Below are 18,052 nucleotides of genomic sequence, written 5' to 3' on the forward strand. Positions count from 1 at the left end.
CTCGACGGAGGTCCCCCGCGAACTACTACGTTCAAGCGATGGGTTCCACCCCCTTTTGCTTGAAGGAGAACTTCCCAGATCCGGAAGGGTGTGAAGGGTGAAATACGCGGGGAGCTGCACACCGCGTCGATGTAGGATTTCGACCTACCTTCTAAGGTGGCCGAGGACCGTTGTATGGACGCGCCCTCGTTGTGCGATCCGCACGACCCTATGGTCGCTTCCCCAGCAAGCGTAAACGGCGCGGTCGACGCAGAGAGCCGAAACCCGGATTCGGAGAGGACAACCTTCAGGATCGCTGGAGCCGGCGACCTCCAAACCTCGTGCCCGAGGAACTCGAGGCGGGAGAGGAGGTAGGCCGGCAGTCGAGGACGGGAAGCGATGGGGGAAGGTGACCCGAGTCGGGCGTCGCCGTAGACGCGGCCGAAGTCGTCGGTACGACACCCTACACGTTCACCCACCTCCGCGACGCTCGCAGTCGGAAGTAGTTGCTAGGGGGTCGCGAGGGAAGTACACCACCTGAACGAACGGATCCTCCGCGGAATTCCACGGGAAGAGATCGCAAAGACGGTCGGCAAAGGGGAAGCCGGCCGTCGAGGACGGTGCAAACGTCCAGCTGGTGGACCTCAGGAACACGATCGGAAACGCGAACGAACTCTCAAGACAGTTTCGCGATGAGTTGCATTTAACGTAGTACCTTCCTTCGTAGCACCGAACCGAGTGGCGGGCGAGGTGTTTTCGTACAGTACGTCGGTCCCAGGTGCTCTCCAGTCCCTTGCCCTAAGTGCGGACAGGAAACGACCGAAGTCGGTCATCGTCGGTTTGAGTGCACTCGCGGTCGCGAGGACGACCGCGACGTCGCAATCCCGAACCTGAACAGGAGGGGTCCTCCCATCCCTCGACCGCCCCTCAGAGATGTAACCCCGAATCGGTGGGGAGAACCCTTCAGGGTGGCGAGTAAGTCGGTATGGAGGCGGTGAGCTTTGATCTACTGTGAAGAAGCTTTTACGCCTTTACGACCTCCGTTCCTTCTGGGCCTCCCTTATGATCGAACAAGGCATCTCTCCCAATATGGCGACCCTGTAGCAAGGTAAAGTTCCCCTCACAACAGTTCGAGATCCTGCAAAACCACTACTTCATGATAAAACCAACGACAAGCCTCGTTCCTTCTAGCGCGAGGTTCGTCCCCCTTATTATCAAAGAGTCGATTGGGAGAGGCGGAACACCTTACCTAGGACGTCCTGTAGCCTCCTTCCTTATCTTCAGTTTTAACGTGTCGTCCTTAAAGGGAAACAACTTCCTTACCCAGCTACCCAGTTCAATCCTTAGGTTCTTGACAGCACTGAAATATTCCTCGACTGACCTGATCCTGAACTTTAGGTAATCGGACCTGATGAAGTCCACACTCCTCTTATGGAAGAAGTTGATGCCTGCTCTCTTTATTCCCCTCGCTTTCCTCACTTTATTACCCTGTTCTTGAAATCTATCTTGTCCGTAGAAATGGAGTAGACCTCGCCTATTCTCAAGCCCGTTTCGGTCAGGAGGAGAAGGAAAACTTTCGCCCCTGAAGATCTATCTTCATATCTTTTTAAGAAGATGGAGGTTCAGGGGATAGGAGAGGTAGGTCGTAGTGATTTGTAGGATCCTAAACGAATTATAGATCACCCGTCTTAACGTGGAGTCCCTATTCCTCACGACCTCCTTGATGAAGGCCTTTGGTGCCTTGCCCAAGTCCCTGGCCGGGTTAGGTTCTCTCCTCCAGGTCCAAGATGCACTCTTTCTGTCCAACCTTAGCATTCCGGTTCCACCAACACCCTTGTTAGGTAGTTCTAGTGTTTCTTCGCGGTCTTCTTGCTCTTTCCGTTAAGTGTCTTCTAGATTACTGCTTAGAGAACGCCATGAATTACTTTTCCCCGAAGGAAATATTCGTGGATAGTCTACGGATTTTCCTTGGAGAACACGACGTTTAACGACTCCATAAACGTGGTAACCAAGGCAGTTCAGAACCCTAAGTTCCGTGAGTTCCTCCTTTTCGTTATTGCGTTATTCTCTGTCAGGCTTTACGTGATCATCACTTTTTCCTTAAGTGATGAGAAGAAAAATGTACAACGATGCCGCGGCCGGGATTTGAACCCGGGTCAGAGGCTTGACAGGATATGCTTAGTTTAATTTAACGTCAATCAAATTACGTTACTCGTTACATCTTGAGGTACTATAATGCTATGAGCATAGTTAAATTATACTACAAAGACAAGTGTACTTTCACTACGCGTTAAGCTCATTCGATACTGTAGTGTTGATACAATATACCCTGAACTTCTTAGATCCAGGAATTTTCTGCCAGTTACTTTGTCTTGAAAAATTCAGTAGTAGTATGTGTTAGGAGTTTTTCACCGAGAATTATACGAGAAGTTAAGGGAAGAGTCCCAACTACCGTCAAAGATTGCTGAGAACTGCTATAGGGATGCCATGGCCATATACAAGTCGTGGTACAACAACCCGAGAAGGGGTAGGTTCCCAAGAGTGTACAGACCGCATGTTTGACTGACCCCCCAAGCTCGGCTATTCCATTAATTTCGATAGGATGGTCGTAAAGATCGCCGGGGTTGGCGAAATACCGATCTTAGGCTACCCTAGGGATGTCACCAGGGAGAGTGAGGGAGTGAAATCTAGACGAGTTGGACAGGGCTATCCTCCATCACGGTGGAGTTCACGTTAGGGCCGATGCCTTTGAATGGAGGGGCTAGGTGGGATCTGCGGGGGGGGGGGGGAGGAAACTTTACCCCTAGGGTACGCGATCCTCTGTCCCTAGCGTGAGATAGAGGACTCGGCGTAGGTTGTAGTTAACAGACCCGCTTACCTCGCCCTCCCAAGGCTCGTATTTCCTTTGTACTTCCTGAAGGTCGTGAAGTGCTTGAGCTTGCGGACGGAGTAGACTATCAGGGAAGGCTCATCTGGGAACCGGATCTCCCTCAGATCAAGGGAGATCTTCTCGAGCCCGGTCTGGAGGCTCCTCTTCCCAGGATAGGCCTCCCGGAAGAACGTGTCCATCACGTAATACTCCTCATACTCGTCGTTTTTTCTCTCCCCACCTGGAGTTCCAAACCCTTCTCCTGGTACTGTTTCACGACTTCGTCCAGAGAGTTGAGCTCTTCCATGAGCGTGGTCCACATGACCTCCTCTCCCTTCACGGTCTCATGTAGCTTCTTGTAGAACAGGAAGACCGTGCTCTTGGGAGGGACCTTCTCCCTCACGAACTCCCTGAACTTCTAGTCCCTTATCTCCCCAGGTTGTTCCAGGATATGTTGTAGACGTACTTGACCAGGAGGGTCTTGAAGAGCAGGATCACGTCCCACTTGATCTTCGAGTAAAGCGACTCCAACTTCCCCTGAACTTCTCCCACGGGAAGACCTCGTTGGCCTTCAGAAGGACGTCCTTCTCGGTGTGGAGTACCTTTTCCATGATATTACCTCTTCCCAACCCTTATTAATATTACCCGCGTCCTGAGGCTTCGTCCTCGACGACTCGTTAAGAGAATTTGTTGCTTATTTGTACAATTATTTAAATCAGAGCTGTTAACCTGAATTATATTGTTCAGCCCGATTATACTTAAGTTATAATAATATGATGTGAAATATTATACTTATGATGATATTTCAATTTTGCTTAAACTGGACAACGTCACGTTTGAGGCGCTAATGTATGATCTCAAATGCGTTAGTTTGAGGCAAGGAAGTTATCAGGACAGTATTGCGACATGAAAATGGCGAAGCAGGTACTGAGAAACCTTAAATCTAACAGGGTGTTAGTACACTAACAGGGTGTTAGTTATTCTCTTCGATGGAAGGCCTAAGGAAACCAAGGAAGAGTTGTATGATAGAGACGAGGAACTTAACCAGTTGCGTTCGACTGTGTCAGAGCCCATAGTTCTCCTAACTGGTATCAGGAGAATAGGTAAGACCTCTATTCTAAAGGCTTTCCTAAACGACACCAGTTTACCTCACGCCCTTGTGGACGCTAGAATCCCGCTATCCTCTTATAGGGCAATCTACACGATGTTTTCGGAGGTACTATCCCAGTTAAACAAGAGATTACCCATCAAATCTGTCTTACAGCACTTTAGGGGAATTTCAATCTTCGGAGTTAACGTATCCCTGTCCTGGGATCCCAGGGAAAGGGTTTTATTAACTCAAGTATTGGACAGAATAAACGACGAAGGCAAGGTGATCATAGCCTTCGACGAGGCCCAAAACCTAAGAGGTAAGTTGGGCCACGAGATGCTCTCCATTTTAGCCCACTGTTACGATTACTGCAAAAACGTGACCTTCATTCTAACGGGCTCGGAGATAGGACTACTGTACGACTTTCTAAAGGTTGAGGATCCATCCTCTCCCCTATACGGGAGGCATTTAGAGGAGGTGAGAGTGAACAGATTTGATTCATTCCGATCCATAGATTTCCTAGAGAGGGGCTTTGAACAGGCCGGGATGACACCCACGAAAGACGTCCTGGAGCACGCGGTGGAGGAACTTGACGGAGTTGTGGGGTGGTTGACGGAGTTCGGGCTCAGGTGTTTGAGGGCCAAGGAAGTCAAGAAGTCATTTGTGGACGATGTCCTGGAACTCGCAATGAGAACAACGGTTGAGGAATTGAGTCATTTCTCCAGGGAATACGTCACAATAGTTGAGGCCATAGCGAAGGGGCATGGGAGGTGGAGCGAGATAAAGAGGTACTTCGAAGACAAGAGGAGGAGGACCATATACGACGCGGAACTTGGGAGATATTTAAATAACCTGGAGGGGCGGGGATACGTCGTCAAGAGCGGTAGGGGAAACTACCAGTTGGCCGACCCAGTGATAGGGAGAGCTTTCAATTTCCTTAGAAGATGAATGGGCAATTGATGGAGTGTTCTCATGCAGTCATCTTATTGGAAATGCATCTGTAATATTATATCAATTTATCTCTAATACATCGCAATCCCTCAAGTGGGGCGATTCAGGTTTCAATTGCGAATTGTAATTATAGCAAAGATAGATTAAATAAGGGATATCGTTAAGCGTGAATCCCTACCTAGTCCGTGCGGGGGTATTCAATTAAATTCATTTTATTTTTCTAAATAAACTGAATTCGCAAAGGACCCCTGAATCTCCCCTCAAGTGTGCCCATTTAAGATGGTTCTCTTTAACGGAAAGAGTCTGAGCTCAGGATTTTTAAATTCCGTAAGGGTAGGGGTTCCGATCACATCTGAGTTAAGTCACCTCCATCTTTTTCACGTAAACATTATACTAGATTTCATCTTACTCACCAGAGACCCCGCCCTTACGGGCGGGGAGTATAAGTGTAAATATCAAAACAGACATGAAAAGATCTGGGACGTTCCCTGAAAGCTGAAGTAAAGATAGCAATACGAGGAAAAATCCTAAACCCTAATGAAGAGAAGAGGCATGAACTAAACGTAGTCCTAGAACATCAAGAACTTGTCACTGATGCGGGCACGTTGCCCGCACGGACGGAAGGGAATACAGACGTAAGTGCGGTGTGGTACGTAACCGCGACTTGAACGCGTCGATCAACGTAGCCCGTGCCTCAACGAGAGGTACGGGTCGGGGGTAGGTAAACAACCCGAAGGGGGGATGAAGGTGCACCGCGAAGGGTACTGGAAACCCCGAAGCCCCGTCCGTGAGGACGGGGTGGTTTACTAACCTCCCTAGTATTCCTAAGATCTTCTGGCCCGGACATCGTGAGGAAATAATTTTCGTTTTATTTTAATATTTTTACTGCATGTTCTCGAATGAGATGACTACATGAGAACACTCCGACAATTCAATGAAGAAATTGTTTATGTATTTTCGCAGGGTGAATCATGATATCGGGACTACTATATGACCGCGCTAGGGACGTCTATACATTTATTACATGGGCGTAAATTATTTAATATACGAATCTAACTTTTGTTCATGCCAGGGATCAGCATCAGAATTGATGAGAAGTTGAAGAAAAGGATGGACGAACTAACATACATAAACTGGAGCGAAGTAATAAGGAGAAAAATAGAGGAGGTAATAGAGGAGGAAGAGAATAAAAGGAAGAGGGAAAGAGAGGACTATAAAAGATCTCCATGGCCTTGATCAAATCCCGTGAGATCTTCCTAAATTACGGAGGCAAGAGCTCGGAGGAGACCATAAGGGAGTGGCGTGAGAAAAGGACGTAGGTCGTTGTAGTTTGCGGAATCTTGAATGAGTTGTATAGGACTTGTGCTATCACAGGATCCCTGTTTCTAACTACCTCCTTTATGAAGACCTTCAGGGCCTTAGCTGAACGTCTGGCCGAGTTTGGGTTTTCCGCCTCAAGGTCCAGAACATATTCCTTCAACCTGTCTGGGGTAAGCGTGTACTCCAGTTCCCCTAGCGTCCTTATCAGGTAGTTGTAATGTTTCTTTGCAGTCTCCTTACTCTTGCCGTTGAGTAACCTTCTGGAACAGCTGCTGGTCATCCCCGGTCACTACGTGCATGTTCGAGACCCTGTTAACGAACTCCCCCAGATGCTTGTGCAACGACGAAAGGAGGAACTCCCGGAACTCTGGGCTCTGGACAGCCTTGGCTACAACTTTTATAGCGTCATTGAACGTCACGTTATCCAGAGAGAATCCGTATACTATTTCCGACACTTCCTCCGGAGAGAGGTACTTTATCGCGTTCTCCACGACGTAATCGTGGATTTTCTGTCTTCCCATCGTATATCTCCACGCCTGAACCCTGGTCACTCCAAGTTTCTCGTAGTCTATCCTCTTCTCCTCCACCACCTTCCTTAATATCTTCAGCTTGGCTTCCTCCGGCAACTCATTTACCTTTACCTGTATCACATTATTACCATACACTTACGACACCTATATGCGTTGCACTCTTCTCCATCGGACGCTACATTCCCATCAATTTCTTCGGAGATCAGTGAAAAGAAAAACGTAAAATAGCGCCGCGGCCGGGATTTGAACCCGGGTCAGGGGCTCGACAGGCCCCCATCCTCTCGGCGAAGGCTCTAGACCGGGCTAGACTACCGCGGCATTCTTACACACTACGCATCTTGATATAAGTTTTTCCCTCTTTCAATTTTCACACAATCAAGCCTCCACTATCTTCAACAGGTCCTCGTGATCCAGCTTGTAAACACTGAAGTAGTTGTCGGACACTCTCCTAAGGTCGTTGTTATCTCCTCTTATCATGACGCTTATTAAAGTGGACTTAGCGTCTTTCAACGACCTCCTCACCGCTGTTTCGGCTATCTTATCCTCTCCGTCCGTGAGGAGAATTATCTCACTTACTCCCTTCACTGGGCCCTCCCTTATGTCCTCGCAGGCACTCAGAACGGACCTACTTATGTCTGTCCCTCCTCCCCCCCTAATCTTACCTATATACTCTATCATCTTTATGACGTCTTTGCTCTTGGCGTTCTTCATCACCTTTATGAGCGGGTATGGTATGTTGTCGAAGAACCTCATGTAGAAGTCCCTGTTCTCTCTCCTCGCTCTACTGTATAGAGCCAGTGCCACGGCCTTCGCCCAAAGTATCTTCTCCCCGTCCATGCTCCCCGACTTGTCTAGGAGGAGATAGAGCGGCCCGAGGCTCTCCCTTATCTGCTTCTCGTAAAGTAAAGTCTCGGCCTCCGCCAGTTTGAGGTAGAAGATCTCGTCTGGCATTGAAAGTTCAGATGGGACGATCCTCTCAAGGTCTGACCCCTTCTCGTAACCGTAAAGCTCTCCCTTAGAGTACCTGGTGCTAACTTTTCTAGTGAACGATCCTAATTTCTGCATTCCGCTCAGGAACTCTAGTATCTTTTTTATCTCCGTTATCTTCGACAGTCTCAACACCTCGTGTATGTCCCCCTCGAAGTTCAGCATACTTCCCGTGCCTGCCCCGTTCCCACCTATTATCCTCTGCATGCTCTTCACCATGTTGGCGTCCTCCATCGCCTTAGACATGGCCTTCTCGTGCACCTGCTTCATGAGCTTCTCCATTGACTCTTGATTTCCCTGCTGCGTCCCGCTCCTCTTGTTTCCTCTCATCATTCCGTTCAGTATCTGCTCCGCCGCCTCTCTCTCCTCCTTGGACTGGGAAGTCTTCCTTATCCTCTCAAGCTCCTCTATGAGGTTCTGAACGTAGCTTATTGAGAGGGCCATGCTCACAGCGGAGTTAGCCACGGAGTAATTCCTGTTGCTCAACACCGCGTCGGAGGACAGGGTCATCTCCAGGAACTTGTACATGAGCTTTCCCTCATCCGACACCTCCTCCTCTGACCTCATTATGGGCAGTGGTAAGTAGTGGGTGTAGTAGGAGTCCACTAGGAACGCTGGCTCGACCGGTAAGTCCTTTCCAATCAACTTCTTTAGGGTATGAGAGATCCTTTCGCCCCTATACTTAACTATGGGGTCCTCGTAGTCTACTCCTCTAAGGTATCCCTCACTCATGGATATATCCCCAGCTTCCTGGCCACCCTCTCGAGGAGCTTGTCTATCTCGGCCACTACCTGGGTGGAGAACTCCTCCACCTTGGGGTCTCCTCCCTCTCTACCTAGTGAGAGAACCCTCTCCCTGGTGGCTTTCAGACTCCTTATGAGTTCCACCAACCTGGGGTCTGAGTCGTTTGACGAATCCACGTATTTGCCGGCCTCCTTTATGTTAGTGTATATCTCGTTGAGCTCCTTCATGTACTTTATGGGTGTCTTGAGCTCCTCCGCCAACAAGGCGGCTACCTTCTCGAAGTCGTCTATTTCCCTGGGAGCCACGTACTTCAGGACCACTAAGTCCTCCTCCGTGGCCTTCAACCTACCGTTAAGTATGGAGTGTGCCGAGACCACCTTTAGGGTCTTACCCTTTCTTCTGTCGCTCATGTGTATTCCCTTCTCCTCTAACATCAGGAAGAGCTTGAGTAGCTTGTTCTTCACCGCGCTGACGTCGACGTCTGGTATCATGGAATACATCCTGTCTAGGTCCTCAGTCGTCAACAGCGGCTCCGTCACCTTCCACTTGTCGGTGAACTCCAATTCCCAGCTGGAGTCGAGCAACTGTTTCCACACCTCCTCTCCCACCGGCTTGGCGTAGTGCCTTAGGAGAAGCCTGTCGTAGAGGGCCTCCAGCTCTGGCTCGTCCGGTACTCTGTTGCTTGCCCCTATTAGGGTCCTGAGTGGTACCTTTATGGTGTTGTAACCGTCGTATATCACCCTCTCGTTAAGGAGTGTTAGCAGTGAGTTTAGGATGGCGGAGTTGGCGTTGAATATCTCGTCTAAGAACGCTATCTCGCTTTCCGGGAGTTTGTCCTTAGTTATCCTCCTGTATATCCCCTGTCTCAGCATGTTCACGTCTAAGGCGCCGAAGAGCTCTGCTGGTTCCGTATATTTAGTTAGCAGATAAGAAAAGAACTTCGCCTTGAGCAGCTCTGCGGCTCTCCTCGCTATGGCCGACTTGGCGGTGCCTGGCTCTCCTACCAACACCACGTGTTCCTTCGCTATTAGAGCCAGGGTAACGACCTTGGCCTCCTCGTCCCTGCTTATGAACGGTGTGTACAAGGTCTCCATGAACTTCCTGGGCAAAGACAGTAGTCTGTCACCATCCGTTCCTCTCATAGTAGTTACTACCGTTCCGTAGCTTAAAAAGTCCAAATCAAAACGCCTTAACCTCGTTCAGATGTGGTCCTAGAAGTTGGCCACCTTCGTTCCGGCATAGTTCAGCGTCTAGAGGTTCAGGTCAACCTTATAAACCGTCCGATAAAGATCGAGATGCAATGGGTTTCTTCCAAGGAAGCGACAGGAGGAAGATAACTGGCGGCAAGAAGGGGGTGAACAGGGGAAAGCGTAGGTATGAAGTTGGGAGCCCCTTCACGGAGACCAAACTAGGGCAGTCGTCGGTAAGGGAAGTGGAAAGGACCAGAGGGGGTAATGAGAAGGTGAGGCTAAGGTACGTGGATTCTGCAGTTGTCACTGATCCGGCGACTAAGCAATCTAAGAAGGTGAAGATACTGCAAGTGTTGGACGTCCCAGCGAACAGGGAATACGCTAGGAGAGGGATCGTAGTTAAGGGCGCTAAGTTGAGGACGGAGATCGGAACTGCCGTTGTCACTTCTAGGCCCGGCCAGGACGGCGTAGTGAACGCCGTGCTGGTGAGGCAGTGACCCTCCACGATCTAGAGGGGAACAGGTTAATACTTTGGCTCTCCTACTTTCAAGAGGGCCCAAGGTCCAGAGGTAGGAGAATTCCTAGGAGTTCGGCGAACTCCAAGATCAGTCTGGAGGACTTGGTGAGGGCAGCTCAGGCCTTTGGACTAAATCCCGAACCCTTAAGGGAAGTTATATATCCTCGGGAGAGGAGCAAGATCGGGGCAGTTGTGGTAGATAAGAGGAAGTCCAAGCAGGCTACGTTAAGGGAGCTAGGTGAGTGGTTGAAACAGCACAGACAGACCCAATGAGATGTAGACTCGTGCCAACAAAGTTAAAAGCAGCACTTCCCAACAATGGCTCGTGATTCCTATTTGAAGGACTCGTCCTCGAGCGAGCTCTCCTCAGAGGTACCTCTAAGCGTGAAGACCATGTACGATATTGCCGAGTTCGTCCTCAGAGCGGCCACTCTGATAAAGGCCCGCCAAGCCGAGGAAATGGTGAACGCCCTAGAGGACTTCTACAGGAACCACAGAGGAGGAAAGGTTCTAGTAATGGGAGCTGGAAGGAGCGGACTAGTGGGCAGGGCTTTCGCAATGAGGCTCCTTCACTTAGGCTACAACTCTTACGTCCTTGGGGAGACCATAGTTCCAGCAATTCGAGAGAACGATATAGCCATAGCCATCTCCGGTTCGGGAAGGACTAAGCTCATAGTGACGGCTGCTGAGGCAGTCAGAGAGGCTAAGTCTAGGCTTATAGCCATAACTAGTTACGCCGATAGCCCGTTGGGGAGAATGGCCGACATAGTAGTTGAGGTCCCCGGCAGGACTAAGTACAGTAAGAACGAGGACTACTTTGCCAGGCAGATACTAGGGATAAACGAGCCCTTGGCACCTCTCGGCACCCTGTTCGAGGACGCGACTCAGGTATTCCTAGACGGAATAGTCGCAGAACTTATGGTTAGACTCAAGAAGACGGAAGAAGACCTGAGGTTGGTCCACGCTAACATAGAGCTTTAAAAAAAAGTCATTTGGAAACGTGAGCTAGGTATTCCATTATTCCACCGCTTTCAAGTATTTTCAGGGCCATCCCTGTTACACCCTTGCCCGACAATCTCTTATCCCCTACAGTCACTTCGCCCGTCTCTATTACCACTCTCACGAAGTCTCCCTCGTTGACTTCCTTGGATATCCCGGGGACGGTTATTACAGGGAGACCGGTGTTAATCGCGTTCCTATAGAATATCCTAGCGAACGACTCTGCCAGCACGGCCCTCACTCCTGCAGCTTTCAGTGCTATTGCGGCCTGTTCCCTGGACGATCCCATTCCGAATACCTTTCCGCCCACTACCACAACCCCCTTTGAGGCCTTCTGGTAGAATTTCGGATCTATGGGTTCCATCGCGTGTTGGGCCAGGAAGATTGGGTCTGTAGACGTCAGGTACCTTGCCGGTATTATAACATCAGTATCTATCTTATCACCGTACTTTAAGACAGGTCCCTCAACGATCACTCCAACTCCCTCGGGTCAGTTATTCTGCCGGTGGCGGCAGTCGCCGCTGCTACGGCCGGTCCTGAGAGGTATACCTTGGCATCCGGACTCCCCATCCTTCCCTTGAAGTTCCTCGAACTTGTGGATAGTACTACTTCTCCCGGGCCTGCGACTCCAAAGTGTCCCCCTAGGCAAGGCCCGCAGGTTCCGTAAGTGATCACGGCTCCGCTCTCCACTAGATCCTTGATGTAACCCAGCTCCATAGCCCTTTTGAACTGTTCGTAGGACGCCGGTATCGCTATTGTCCTAGTTCTCACCTTCCTCCCTTTCAGTATTTTGCTGGCTATTTCGAAGTCACTCAGTCTGCCATTGGTGCAGGAACCTATGAAGACCTGATCCACTTCGACGTTCCCTACTTCTGACGCAGCCTTGACGTTGTCTACACTATGGGGCGCCGCCACCAGGGGCACCATCCTGTTCAGTTCTATGTCGTAAGTGCCGACGTATTTGGCATCTCCGTCTGGGGTAACGAGTTTGGGTTCGTAACCTCTGTTCTCCTTAATGAACTTCACGGTCTCAGTGTCAGGCACAAATATCAGTGCGTCGGCGTTCATCTCGATTCCCATGTTAGAGACAGTGGCCCTATAGTCCACGGGAAAGGAGTGGGGCTCCTCCACCGAGACCTCTATCGACTTACCGTTGAAGTAGTCGGCCTTGAACTCACCTAGGAGCTGGAGGGCCACGTCCTTTCCTCCTATCCACTTCGCTGGCCTCCCCCTGAGGTTCACCTTGAATGGTTCCGGCACCGTGATCCATGTCCTTCCTGTTATCACGGCAGCGGCTATATCGCTGGCTCCCATGCCCTGGGCGAAGGCCCCCAAAGCTCCTGAGGTGGTGGTGTGGCTGTCCGCTGCCAAGATCACTTGTCCGGGTTGGGCATACTTCTCCACCATGAGCTGATGGAGGATACCCACGTTGTTGTCGTGGAAATTCTTGATTCCCATCTCTTTGACGAACTTCCTTATTGAGACTTGGATCTGGGCGCTCCTAGGATCGGGAGGAGGGGAGAGGTGATCGAAGGCGACTACGAGTTTCTCTCTATCAAATATTTTCGACATTTTAGCTTTCTCCATGACCTCTATCACATGATAGCCTGTGAGGTCGTGGAAGGCGACTATGTCCACGCCCACTTCTGTCACGTCTCCTGGGGCCACGGACCTTCCCGCCGCCCTTCCGAGGATCTTCTCAGTCAATGTATAGCCCATAACTGTATAGTGAGTTCGTGGTGTATATAAGCAAACGTCATATTCTAGGCTGTTAGTGACGATTCATGCTCTCGTCCGAACTGTGGAGGTCGGTGGGAGACGTTTACGAGGCCATACTGTCTCACCCTTTCATTATTGGCCTAACCACAGGCGAGCTGGATGAGGAGAAGTTTAGGTTTTACATAGCTCAGGACTCCCTATACCTCAGGGAGTACGGCAAGGTCCTAGCCATAGCCGCAGCAAAGGCCGAAGAAAGGGAGCATAGCAGGTTCTTCGCCGAGAGTCTAGCGCGTTCCATAAAGGTTGAACAGGAGATGCACGAGGCCTTCATGCGAGCTTGGGGAATGAGAGCGGAAGAGATGAGTCCCACCAACACTGCCTACACTAACTTTCTCCTAGCCACGGCCTACTCGAGGCCCTTTCACGAGGTCGTAGGTGCCATCCTCCCCTGTTTTTGGATATATATGGAGGTTGGGAGCACACTCAAGGCCAAGGGGTCTAGGAATGCTCTTTTCCAGAAGTGGATCGACACCTACGGAGGGGAGGAATACGAGAGGGGGGTGAAGAGAGCTATTGAAATTGTGAATGAGTTGGAGCTTGGAGAAAGGGAGAGGAGGGCGACGAAGGAGAAGTTCAGGATGGCAGCTATATACGAGTACATGTTCTGGGACAGTGCTTATAGACTAGAGAGGTATCCCTTCCGGCTCACCTCCCCGCTTTGAGCGAGTTGCGATCACCTTCGCTGGGCCTCGTCGGCTTTTCCTTAAGGAACTGAAGCACAGAGGGGAGATACACGCTCCTTATGGCGAACGTGTCGATGAGGAGAGAGACGAAGAACGCAACTCCCAACTGCTGAAGGAACCCCACAGGAATTAATGTGAGAACTCCGAGGGACACTGCTAAGATGAGGCCCAAAGAAGTCACTGTCCTTCCCGTCTTTGCCATGGCGACTGGTACGTTTCCTTCCTCCCTGACTCTGGATAGTATGAACACAGTGTAATCGTTACCTAAGGACATCAATATCACGAACAAAATGACCGGAACCAGGTATATCAGCCGTTCCTTGAGAACGTAAGTCGAAATGAGGTAGAGCAAGCCGGTCGTCCAAGTCACGCTCATGAACACCCCTGTGAGCGAGGCCAGTGGGTCCTTCCAGGACCTGAATGAGAGTCCCAACACCAGTCCGACCACAGTTACTATCAAGATCTCGAGGAGGGAGTAGTTCCTCGTGTTCATGGACTCTAGGTCAACTATGGAGGCAGCCACCCCACCTACGAGGAATCCCTCTCCGCGGAGTTGTTTCACCAGTTGGGCCGCCGCGGGGGAATAGGGAGAAACGTTGCTGTAGATTACGAAATAAACGTAGCGTCCCACCTGAAACTGAGATACATTAGAGGAATTTAGGACATCTCTCCCATCAGCGTAAGGCCCAACGACGCTTGACACCCCGGGCGTCTCAATTAAAGTCCGAGCCTCCTGTCTTAGTGGAGCAGAAGAGTTAACCACCACTATGATTGGTGAAGTGTATGCACCGAACTTTGCCTGAAGTATGTTGAGTCCCTGCACGCTCCTGAGATCTGATGGAAGTCCGACGTCGAAGTTGTAAGTTGTGGGTAGGTGGAAGAACAGGTAAGCTGCTGGAATAGTCAGGACGACGAAAAACGCGACAATAAGTCCCTTCCTCTTCAACGTGGCGGCTCTGTAGAAATATGAGTTGGTCACTCTAGACTCTTTAGAGGGTGTCGAGAAGAGCCTCATTCCGGCGACTGAGAGGATAGACGGTAAAAGTGTGACCATCATCGCAGTAGAGATCAGGATGGCAATCAAGAGGACCACTCCCCAACTCAGAAAGCCTGGAACTAAGGAGAACGTGGCTAGGCTCAACCCTACTGTTAGCCCAGAAATCAACACTGTCTTCGAGGCCTTTTTGGAAGCGGCTTCGATCGCCTTCTCTCTCCCTCCCTTGAGTTCCTCCTTGTATCTGCTGGCTATGAATACTAGGTAGTCCGTAGTTATCCCGAGTAGGACGGCAGTGAGGGTGTAGTTGACTACGTAGTCCACGCTCTTAAGTAGGATGCCGGTCACGAAAACCGCGAAGTAACCAATTATTGTGGTGAGGGAGACGAAAAGGAGGGCCAACAATGAGCCCTTGAATGAGTAAAGGGTGAGACCAACCGCTATTGCTAAGACAACGAAGAGAACGGGGAAAACGAAGGCACTCCTCTGGGTCAGCTGTTGAGTCTCATACTTAAGAGCTCCGTTACCCGTAACGTAGGCCTCATTGCCCAAGTAGAGGTGAACCATCTGTTCCACTTTAGGGACGATCTCCTGGGATGGGGAAGTCCCCCCTGCTAGTGTAGTCCCTGAGGTGTAGTTCAGTTGTATGGTCACGAGAAAGGTGGAATTATCAGCACTCACACTTGCGGCCCTCAAGAACGAGGGCGAGCCATATAGACCGTGTTGTTCCACGTATTGTTTGGCAACGGAGAGGTTTCCTACGGTCGATGCTATGAAAAGTTCGTACTCCGAAAAAGGGGAAGAGGTAGAGATCACTCCAGGAAGTAGGGACAAGTTACCTTGTAGTGCGAGCACCTTACTTGCCAAGGACAGGTTGAACGGAGATTCATTCACTACTATTATGAGAGTCTCCCTGTTCGTAGACGAGTTGAAGAGGAGCTTCTCCACTTCAGCAGACTGGCCAGTGCTCTCTTGTTGAGCCGAGTAGGTGAGGTAATGAGAGTAGTTAATAATGCCTGGGATCATGAAGACTAGGAGAACTACCCATACTACTATCGATCTGAACTCCGATCTGTTGAACTTCACGAACGTTTTAGTTGGCGCTATTGGAAAAGTTCTCCTTAACTTCCGATTAAGTCTAGCTTAAATTCCCCGGGTGGTCCCCTCACTTTGAAATCCGTTACGACCATGACCCTCGAGGTAGGGTCAGCTTTCCTTATGAGGTCGACGTATACGGTTCCCCTGCCTAGTTCTCCTACGAAGCACACCTCTACCGACCCCCCATCTGTCGTGATAGAGAAGAGTCTACACCCCTCTGTCGCTCTTCTTACCTCTTCGGGTTTATCCGAGAACACTCCCAGTATTACGGCATTCAACTTAATCAAGTCCACCTCTGGGACTATCGCTACTTCTCCTTTCTCCTTCATTTTCCATATCTTCCTCGATACGTACCTCAACCTAGAGTTTATCCTCCTCGCTATTTCCCCCGGCGTCGCTCTCGGGTCCTCAGCTAGGGCCCTGATCAACTTCAGTTCCAAGGGCCTAGGTTCCCTAGGTGACTGGGTCGGAACGTACCTCATTACTGCCTCTCCTAGGTCTTCCTTTAGCAGTTCAAGCCTATCCTCAAGCTCCTCCAGACTATGGGCCTCCACTCCGTAAACGTTGAGCTCCTCGAGGCACTTGAACTTAACGAACAGCCAGGGTGCGTCGAAGTCCTTCCTGTTGGAGTGGGCGGCGTAAGCGAAGTACATGCCGTAGAAGTTTGGGTTGACAAGTAGTTTGAACCCTCTGAGGACACCTTCTTCCCTCAGCTTCCTCATCTTGTGACTCAACGACGGGGGAGACACTCCTAGTCTCTTTGCCAATTCACTCTGGGGAACCCTCCCGTCCTTGAGTAAGCTGAACACTATCTTCCTGTCGTCCTCTTCACTCAATAGTTGTAGTTATGGTGTTAGGGGACTAAAGAACTTTAATCGGTGTGGCGGGCCCGCCGGGATTCGAACCCGGGACCTACGGGTTTCTCCGCTGTAGCTAGCAGGTTAAGAGCCCGTCGCTCTACCTGGCTAAGCTACGGGCCCACGCAAGAACACATGTGGCTTCGAGCTAGTAATAAGGTTAACCGTCAAAGAAAACGGGGATTGAGGGTGGCTTACTCTCACAACTATACCTGGAGCTTTCTCTTATTAGGAGATAGAGGAGCGGAAGATCCCGTCAGCGAGAATGGACGGCACCTCATTTAAAATCAACCTGAAGAAACTCATTCACGAAAGTCGTAGACAGGCTGAGCGTCGCAGAGACGCCTCCGAGGGAGGGGCGACGAGGTACGTCTACGCTCCGGCCGACGGCCTCCTCTGACACCGATCCCGTGCGGTGACGGTCCTCTGAGCCTGCGGAGTTTATCCTCCACTCGGGCCCGAGCTACGGGCAGGGAAGCCCCGTCTGTGAGGACAGGGCGGTTCACACCTAGAAGTTAAGTACAGTCAGTCGAATGCAGGCATCTAGACCTGATGTAGTAAGAGACGGGCATTCATCATGGGTCGTTGATACTTTGATGGGTCCGGGGTCACCTATCTAATGCAGTCATCTAATGTGGTCAAAAGAGGTGAGCGTTTCCGGTGGCTTCGGCGAAGTCCAAAGGCTGAGAACAGCAAATTCATGAAAAATAGGTGAAGCCCAACCCTAAGCTTAGGTAGTTACGCTCTTTTTAGTTAGACTGTAGACCTCCATTCCATGCTATACGACGCCCATTGTCACCTAGTTGAACTAGGAAAGAGCTACGACGGAGTATTCGTGGCCGCAGTCTCTATGGATCTCGCCTCCTCTAAGAGGACCCTCGGCCTCTTAGGACCAAAGATCCTAAAGGGGGTGGGAATACATCCTTGGTTGGCACATCTAGAAGATCCCGAAAAGGTCCTTCCACTGATAGAAGAGGCAGATTTTGTAGGCGAGGTTGGGCTAGATCGCAAGTACTCGGAGGCTCCCTGGGATAGGCAAAGGCAAGTTTTCCTGAAGCAAATTAGGGAGGATAAGACAATCAACGTCCATGCATTGAGAGCTTGGAAGGTGACTTTCGATCTCTTAATTAAACATGACGTGAAGAGAGCTATATTTCACTGGTACACCGGACCCAAGGAGCTACTTAAGGACATAGAGGGGGCAGGATACTTCGTGACAGTGAACCCTTCAGTGAAGGTGCAGAAGGAACACGCAGAAGCTATAGCCGAAGCTGACCTCTCCGTGATCTTGGTGGAGAGCGATGGTGGTTACACTTACAGGGGGAGAACGCTCGAACCACCCATGGTGGTGGAGGCTGAAGACTTCTTGGCTACAACCTTCCAGGTCTCGATCAAAGAGATTGAGCGGAAGGTGAGAGAGAACTTCATAAGGGCGTTCTCCCTCTCCCAGCAGGTGGAGTAAGTG

General features: G+C 50.4%; 20 protein-coding genes, 2 tRNA genes and 2 pseudogenes. 8 read left to right on the forward strand and 16 right to left on the reverse strand.

The window, feature by feature from the left end; genetic code table 11:
• Positions 1-1,224: 1,224 nt before the first annotated feature.
• From HS1genome_RS06455 to HS1genome_RS06465, 3 genes are read right to left on the reverse strand one after another with little or no spacing between them, the layout of a single operon-like run.
• Positions 1,225-1,458 (reverse strand): hypothetical protein, encoded by a 234-nt coding sequence (locus tag HS1genome_RS06455; protein ID WP_126450084.1) that lies wholly within the window; start codon positions 1,456-1,458, stop codon positions 1,225-1,227.
• Positions 1,455-1,595 (reverse strand): tyrosine-type recombinase/integrase, encoded by a 141-nt coding sequence (locus tag HS1genome_RS13310; RefSeq protein ID WP_126451351.1) that lies wholly within the window; start codon positions 1,593-1,595, stop codon positions 1,455-1,457. Before HS1genome_RS13310 ends, HS1genome_RS06455 begins: the two co-directional genes overlap by 4 nt.
• Positions 1,576-1,794, reverse strand: coding sequence for a hypothetical protein (locus HS1genome_RS06465; protein WP_126450085.1), 219 nt, complete (start codon positions 1,792-1,794; stop codon positions 1,576-1,578). The genes HS1genome_RS13310 and HS1genome_RS06465 overlap by 20 nt, the downstream gene beginning before the upstream one ends.
• Before the next feature lie 579 nt (positions 1,795-2,373).
• Here HS1genome_RS06465 and HS1genome_RS12650 point away from each other — a divergent pair.
• A pseudogene (locus HS1genome_RS12650) lies at positions 2,374-2,641 on the forward strand (RNA-guided endonuclease TnpB family protein); the annotation flags it as partial.
• A gap of 212 nt (positions 2,642-2,853) precedes the next feature.
• On the opposite strand, the gene HS1genome_RS06470 reads toward HS1genome_RS12650, so the two are convergent.
• The 3 genes from HS1genome_RS06470 to HS1genome_RS13010 are packed head-to-tail and all read right to left on the reverse strand — an operon-like array spanning position 2,854 to position 3,400.
• Positions 2,854-3,051 (reverse strand): hypothetical protein, encoded by a 198-nt coding sequence (locus HS1genome_RS06470; protein ID WP_126450086.1) that lies wholly within the window; start codon positions 3,049-3,051, stop codon positions 2,854-2,856.
• A complete protein-coding gene (locus HS1genome_RS12655) occupies positions 3,048-3,251 on the reverse strand; it encodes a transposase (RefSeq protein ID WP_170166190.1) in 204 nt (67 codons plus the stop codon). The genes HS1genome_RS06470 and HS1genome_RS12655 overlap by 4 nt, the downstream gene beginning before the upstream one ends.
• A 23-nt stretch (positions 3,252-3,274) precedes the next feature.
• A complete protein-coding gene (locus tag HS1genome_RS13010) occupies positions 3,275-3,400 on the reverse strand; it encodes a hypothetical protein (protein WP_268243597.1) in 126 nt (41 codons plus the stop codon).
• A gap of 418 nt (positions 3,401-3,818) precedes the next feature.
• Between HS1genome_RS13010 and HS1genome_RS06480 the strand changes: the two genes are divergently transcribed.
• Positions 3,819-4,886, forward strand: coding sequence for an AAA family ATPase (locus HS1genome_RS06480; RefSeq protein ID WP_126450087.1), 1,068 nt, complete (start codon positions 3,819-3,821; stop codon positions 4,884-4,886).
• 1,068 nt (positions 4,887-5,954) lie between these two features.
• Positions 5,955-6,208 (forward strand): annotated as a pseudogene (locus tag HS1genome_RS06490) (hypothetical protein).
• On the opposite strand, the gene HS1genome_RS06495 reads toward HS1genome_RS06490, so the two are convergent.
• The 5 genes from HS1genome_RS06495 to HS1genome_RS06515 all read right to left on the reverse strand — a co-directional run bounded on the left by HS1genome_RS06495 (position 6,151) and on the right by HS1genome_RS06515 (position 9,612).
• A complete protein-coding gene (locus HS1genome_RS06495) occupies positions 6,151-6,489 on the reverse strand; it encodes a hypothetical protein (protein ID WP_126450088.1) in 339 nt (112 codons plus the stop codon). The pseudogene HS1genome_RS06490 and the gene HS1genome_RS06495 sit on opposite strands and share 58 nt — an antisense overlap.
• Positions 6,446-6,874 carry a hypothetical protein gene (locus tag HS1genome_RS06500; RefSeq protein WP_126450089.1) on the reverse strand — a complete coding sequence of 143 codons (429 nt, stop codon included), beginning with the start codon at positions 6,872-6,874 and terminating at the stop codon, positions 6,446-6,448. The genes HS1genome_RS06495 and HS1genome_RS06500 overlap by 44 nt, the downstream gene beginning before the upstream one ends.
• A gap of 93 nt (positions 6,875-6,967) precedes the next feature.
• Positions 6,968-7,057: transfer RNA gene (locus tag HS1genome_RS06505), tRNA-Asp, on the reverse strand.
• A 57-nt stretch (positions 7,058-7,114) separates the two neighbouring features.
• Positions 7,115-8,464, reverse strand: coding sequence for a vWA domain-containing protein (locus tag HS1genome_RS06510; protein ID WP_179950441.1), 1,350 nt, complete (start codon positions 8,462-8,464; stop codon positions 7,115-7,117).
• A complete protein-coding gene (locus HS1genome_RS06515) occupies positions 8,455-9,612 on the reverse strand; it encodes an AAA family ATPase (protein ID WP_126450091.1) in 1,158 nt (385 codons plus the stop codon). The genes HS1genome_RS06510 and HS1genome_RS06515 overlap by 10 nt, the downstream gene beginning before the upstream one ends.
• Positions 9,613-9,770: 158 nt before the next feature.
• Between HS1genome_RS06515 and HS1genome_RS06520 the strand changes: the two genes are divergently transcribed.
• The 3 genes from HS1genome_RS06520 to hxlB are packed head-to-tail and all read left to right on the forward strand — an operon-like array spanning position 9,771 to position 11,158.
• Positions 9,771-10,157 (forward strand): 30S ribosomal protein S8e, encoded by a 387-nt coding sequence (locus tag HS1genome_RS06520; RefSeq protein WP_126450092.1) that lies wholly within the window; start codon positions 9,771-9,773, stop codon positions 10,155-10,157.
• The gene (locus HS1genome_RS06525) at positions 10,154-10,450 is read left to right on the forward strand and encodes a signal recognition particle subunit SRP19/SEC65 family protein (protein WP_126450093.1); all 297 of its coding nucleotides are present in this window, start codon (positions 10,154-10,156) and stop codon (positions 10,448-10,450) included. Before HS1genome_RS06520 ends, HS1genome_RS06525 begins: the two co-directional genes overlap by 4 nt.
• Positions 10,451-10,495: 45 nt before the next feature.
• Positions 10,496-11,158 (forward strand): 6-phospho-3-hexuloisomerase, encoded by a 663-nt coding sequence (gene hxlB, locus HS1genome_RS06530; protein WP_126450094.1) that lies wholly within the window; start codon positions 10,496-10,498, stop codon positions 11,156-11,158.
• 7 nt (positions 11,159-11,165) lie between these two features.
• On the opposite strand, the gene HS1genome_RS06535 is transcribed toward hxlB, so the two are convergent.
• Together HS1genome_RS06535 and HS1genome_RS06540 are read right to left on the reverse strand one after the other, a co-directional pair.
• A complete protein-coding gene (locus HS1genome_RS06535; protein WP_126450095.1) occupies positions 11,166-11,651 on the reverse strand; it encodes a LeuD/DmdB family oxidoreductase small subunit in 486 nt (161 codons plus the stop codon).
• Positions 11,648-12,895, reverse strand: a complete 1,248-nt coding sequence (locus HS1genome_RS06540; protein WP_126450096.1) for a 3-isopropylmalate dehydratase large subunit — start codon at positions 12,893-12,895, stop codon at positions 11,648-11,650. The genes HS1genome_RS06535 and HS1genome_RS06540 overlap by 4 nt, the downstream gene beginning before the upstream one ends.
• A gap of 65 nt (positions 12,896-12,960) precedes the next feature.
• On the opposite strand from HS1genome_RS06540, the gene tenA reads away from it, so the two are divergent.
• The gene (tenA, locus tag HS1genome_RS06545) at positions 12,961-13,617 is read left to right on the forward strand and encodes a thiaminase II (protein ID WP_126450097.1); all 657 of its coding nucleotides are present in this window, start codon (positions 12,961-12,963) and stop codon (positions 13,615-13,617) included.
• Here the strand turns inward: tenA and HS1genome_RS06550 are convergent.
• From HS1genome_RS06550 to HS1genome_RS06560, 3 genes are all read right to left on the reverse strand, one after another.
• Positions 13,601-15,718: an MMPL family transporter gene (locus HS1genome_RS06550; protein WP_229768068.1), complete on the reverse strand. Its 2,118-nt coding sequence runs from the start codon at positions 15,716-15,718 to the stop codon at positions 13,601-13,603. The genes tenA and HS1genome_RS06550 overlap by 17 nt on opposite strands.
• Positions 15,719-15,753: 35 nt before the next feature.
• On the reverse strand, positions 15,754-16,566 hold the full coding sequence (locus HS1genome_RS06555) for a winged helix-turn-helix transcriptional regulator (protein ID WP_126450098.1): 813 nt from the start codon (positions 16,564-16,566) through the stop codon (positions 15,754-15,756).
• A 45-nt stretch (positions 16,567-16,611) separates the two neighbouring features.
• Positions 16,612-16,710: transfer RNA gene (locus HS1genome_RS06560), tRNA-Lys, on the reverse strand.
• A gap of 652 nt (positions 16,711-17,362) precedes the next feature.
• Between HS1genome_RS06560 and HS1genome_RS06565 the strand changes: the two genes are divergently transcribed.
• Positions 17,363-18,049 (forward strand): TatD family hydrolase, encoded by a 687-nt coding sequence (locus HS1genome_RS06565; RefSeq protein WP_126450099.1) that lies wholly within the window; start codon positions 17,363-17,365, stop codon positions 18,047-18,049.
• Positions 18,050-18,052 lie beyond the last annotated feature (3 nt).

It is taken from the genome of Sulfodiicoccus acidiphilus (assembly GCF_003967175.1).
Lineage (GTDB): Archaea > Thermoproteota > Thermoprotei_A > Sulfolobales > Sulfolobaceae > Sulfodiicoccus > Sulfodiicoccus acidiphilus.

Bases quoted from the DNA above. Each gene is read 5' to 3' on its own strand.
- HS1genome_RS06465 (WP_126450085.1), bottom strand. From the start codon at position 1,794: ATGCTAAGGTTGGACAGAAAGAGTGCATCTTGGACCTGGAGGAGAGAA.
- HS1genome_RS06495 (WP_126450088.1), bottom strand. From the start codon at position 6,489: ATGACCAGCAGCTGTTCCAGAAGGTTACTCAACGGCAAGAGTAAGGAG.
- HS1genome_RS06515 (WP_126450091.1), bottom strand. From the start codon at position 9,612: ATGAGAGGAACGGATGGTGACAGACTACTGTCTTTGCCCAGGAAGTTC.
- HS1genome_RS06520 (WP_126450092.1), top strand. From the start codon at position 9,771: ATGGGTTTCTTCCAAGGAAGCGACAGGAGGAAGATAACTGGCGGCAAG.
- hxlB (WP_126450094.1), top strand. From the start codon at position 10,496: ATGGCTCGTGATTCCTATTTGAAGGACTCGTCCTCGAGCGAGCTCTCC.
- HS1genome_RS06540 (WP_126450096.1), bottom strand. From the start codon at position 12,895: ATGGGCTATACATTGACTGAGAAGATCCTCGGAAGGGCGGCGGGAAGG.
- tenA (WP_126450097.1), top strand. From the start codon at position 12,961: ATGCTCTCGTCCGAACTGTGGAGGTCGGTGGGAGACGTTTACGAGGCC.
- HS1genome_RS06565 (WP_126450099.1), top strand. From the start codon at position 17,363: ATGCTATACGACGCCCATTGTCACCTAGTTGAACTAGGAAAGAGCTAC.